General features: G+C 63.5%; 4 protein-coding genes. 1 reads left to right on the top strand and 3 read right to left on the bottom strand.

Features of this window, described 5'->3' with window-relative positions:
• Positions 1–45 precede the first annotated feature (45 nt).
• Positions 46–168, top strand: coding sequence for an excalibur calcium-binding domain-containing protein (locus RMN84_RS07955; protein ID WP_309611641.1), 123 nt, complete (start codon positions 46–48; stop codon positions 166–168).
• A 27-nt stretch (positions 169–195) separates the two neighbouring features.
• Here RMN84_RS07955 and RMN84_RS07950 read toward each other — a convergent pair whose 3' ends face one another.
• The 3 genes from RMN84_RS07950 to RMN84_RS07940 are packed head-to-tail and all read right to left on the bottom strand — an operon-like array spanning position 196 to position 2,032.
• Positions 196–1,473 (bottom strand): pilus assembly protein TadG-related protein, encoded by a 1,278-nt coding sequence (locus RMN84_RS07950; RefSeq protein WP_309611639.1) that lies wholly within the window; start codon positions 1,471–1,473, stop codon positions 196–198.
• A complete protein-coding gene (locus RMN84_RS07945) occupies positions 1,460–1,639 on the bottom strand; it encodes a hypothetical protein (protein WP_309611638.1) in 180 nt (59 codons plus the stop codon). Before RMN84_RS07945 ends, RMN84_RS07950 begins: the two co-directional genes overlap by 14 nt.
• A 15-nt stretch (positions 1,640–1,654) precedes the next feature.
• Positions 1,655–2,032: a DUF1996 domain-containing protein gene (locus tag RMN84_RS07940; RefSeq protein WP_309611640.1), complete on the bottom strand. Its 378-nt coding sequence runs from the start codon at positions 2,030–2,032 to the stop codon at positions 1,655–1,657.
• Positions 2,033–2,043 lie beyond the last annotated feature (11 nt).

Below are 2,043 nucleotides of genomic sequence, written 5' to 3'. Positions count from 1 at the left end.
GAGCTTCGCTCGGCGGAGATTCCCGCCCAAGACGCGCAAGGTCACGTGATCAGCTTCGCCAATTGCGGGGAAGTTCGCGCGGCCGGGAAGGCGCCGCTGTTGGCCGGCCGCCCCGGCTATCGCCATGAACTCGATCCCGATGGGACCGGCCTCGCCTGCATGCCCTGACGGCAGTTGCCACCGCGACACCGGCGGTTAGCTGACCAGTTTCACTTCCGCGCCCGACAGCTTGAGCTTGCCCTTGTCGGCGATGCAGCCCCGCGTGATCAGGATATGACCTGCCAGGATCAGCTTGCGACCGATCAGCCGGGCGCATTTCATGTCGGGCGACGCGCTGCCGTCGAGACGCAGGGTCTGCGACGGGAAATAGATGATGCCGTCGAGCTTCGAGTTGGCATTGCCGGCGATGATATTCTCCTCGCCCTTCTCTTCGGGCGCGGCGCGGCGGTCCTGGACCATCAACAGCCCGCTATAGGGACCTTCCGAAGGGGCCGACATCTGGACGTTGGCGGCCGGATCCAGCCTGGCGCTGCCGATCGATGTCGGCGACGCATCGGCGTCCTGGCTGGTGAGGAAGATGGTACAGCCGTCGCACGTGACCTCGGCCTTGGGACCGAACAGGACATTGCCTCGATTAAGGACATAGCTGCCAGGATTGAGCCTGACCTTCCCGTTCAGCACGAGGTTGCCGAAGCATCCCGGCTGAAGCTGGACTTCGTTGCCGCCCGGGTTGACCGTCATGTTGGGACAACCGGTGTTGGGGATTTCGGGCGGCTTGATGTCGGCGCCCGGGTCGCCCTGGTTGAGCGAATAGGGTTTGACCCGACCACCGGTATCCGCGCTGGTCCCGACGATCCCGCCGACCGCGAACAGCTTGCGCGCGGCGAATTGCGACGACGCATCACCGCGGACGGCGTCGGCGGCGGAGGAATTGGTGGCGATGCCGCAGTCGCTTTCGACCTTGCTGTTGGGGTCGATGCTGTTTCCCGGTTCGTCCGACCCGTCTAGCGCGAAGGCGCAGAAATCCTGCGTCTCGATCATCGTCGCGGTCGCCGAGGCCGAGACGATCAGCGGCTTCGACATGAACAACGATGAGAAGGACAGGCCGGCCGGCGCGCTGACCGTCACCGCCACCGCATAGGGATCGCCGGGGCGACTTTCGGGGGACAGGGTGGCGCGGGTCTGCATATTCTCGATTTTGCCGCGATTGCGGCTGACGTCGTCGTCGACGGCATAATCGATGTCGCCGCCCTTGATCGCGGTGAAGCTGCCGCTCATCGCCGCAGAGTCGGCGACGGCCTGCAATTGGCGCTTGAGGACGATCCAGTGCGCCGTATCGACCCCCAGCCCGACCACGCCGATAATCATCGGCAGCGCGATCGCGAAGAGGGTGAGGCTATTGCCGGATTGGTTTGATAGGAGGCGCGAGATTCGATCGGGCCGTCGCGCATTCAGCCCGTCATTTTTTGACATGGGTTTCGCCGCGCTGGACCTGCTTCTTCATCAAGTCGATCTGGGCATGAAGTTCGTCACGCTCGCGCTTGATCTCACGCGCCTCAGCGGACGTCCCTGCTGGTGGAGTGTCGGCGCACCCCACCAGTACGGCAAGCAAAACGGACAAGGTACCAAGGCGCAACATGTCGTTCCATTCGCCTCAGGGTACCGGAACCAGCCGGGGACTGGCGGCCCAGCTCAAGCCCCAGGCATTCTTGATCTGCTTACCGTTGCCAAGGTCGCCGCCCGAGCAGTTCAGCGTTAGATTGATGCAATTGTCCATCCACTGCGCCTCGACGCCATTGTCCCAAGCCCCGAACCAGTCGGCGTGGAAGGTCGAACCGACCGGCAGCTCGGGATGCATCGCGTCGCTTGAAAGGCTCCACGTGCCGAGGTTGGCATCGACCGTGAACCAAACGGCCATCGTGAAGGTCGGGAGCTGCTTGGGATGAGTTGTTGGGCAACCGGCTTCGCCCGGAATACCGCTATAGCTGGCGTATGCCATGTGACTTCGGTGGTTCGGTCTATCGAGGTTCACTCCGTCCCAGC

The organism is Sphingomonas sp. (assembly GCF_031380695.1).
GTDB lineage: Bacteria > Pseudomonadota > Alphaproteobacteria > Sphingomonadales > Sphingomonadaceae > Sphingomicrobium.
The sequence above is the reverse complement of the archived record's forward strand: the minus strand, read 5'-3'. Positions and strand labels throughout refer to the sequence as shown.

What these genes read in the sequence shown, in the direction of transcription:
- RMN84_RS07945 (WP_309611638.1), bottom strand. Translation starts at nt 1,639, where the DNA reads ATGTTGCGCCTTGGTACCTTGTCCGTTTTGCTTGCCGTACTGGTGGGG.
- RMN84_RS07950 (WP_309611639.1), bottom strand. Translation starts at nt 1,473, where the DNA reads ATGTCAAAAAATGACGGGCTGAATGCGCGACGGCCCGATCGAATCTCG.